At 45.7% G+C, this 381-nt stretch carries 1 rRNA gene; it reads left to right on the top strand.

Features of this window, described 5'->3' with window-relative positions:
• The first annotated feature begins 210 nt into the window (after positions 1–210).
• Positions 211–326, top strand: a 5S ribosomal RNA gene (rrf, locus tag AB9H30_RS19395).
• Positions 327–381 lie beyond the last annotated feature (55 nt).

The raw sequence follows: 381 nt of genomic DNA, 5'->3' as shown, positions 1-381 counted from the left end.
GGTAGAGCATGACAAGTTAAGTTAATCGACATATTGCAAGACACATAAAGACAGATTGAGTAGCGACTCGATAGATAGTGAAGATGGTTATCAGATTTTCCAGGATTGTTATACAAAGAATTGTTGACCTTGGCATGACCCCCGCATTTGATTGGGTGGCGTGTTGAGGAGGCCCTGAACTAACTTCAGGGCAAAAGACTGCGTTTTTTGTCTGGCGACAATAGCGATACGGACCCACCTGACTCCATTCCGAACTCAGAAGTGAAACGTATTAGCGGCGATGGTAGTGTGGGGTTTCCCCATGTGAGAGTAGCACATCGCCAGACTCCCATTCTCTCGTAAGAGATAAAGAAAGCCTCAGCATATGCTGGGGCTTTTTTT

Origin of the sequence: Glaciecola sp. SC05, assembly GCF_041380235.1 — a bacterium.
Classification (GTDB): domain Bacteria; phylum Pseudomonadota; class Gammaproteobacteria; order Enterobacterales; family Alteromonadaceae; genus Glaciecola.
This window is presented reverse-complemented; position numbering and strand designations above follow the sequence as displayed.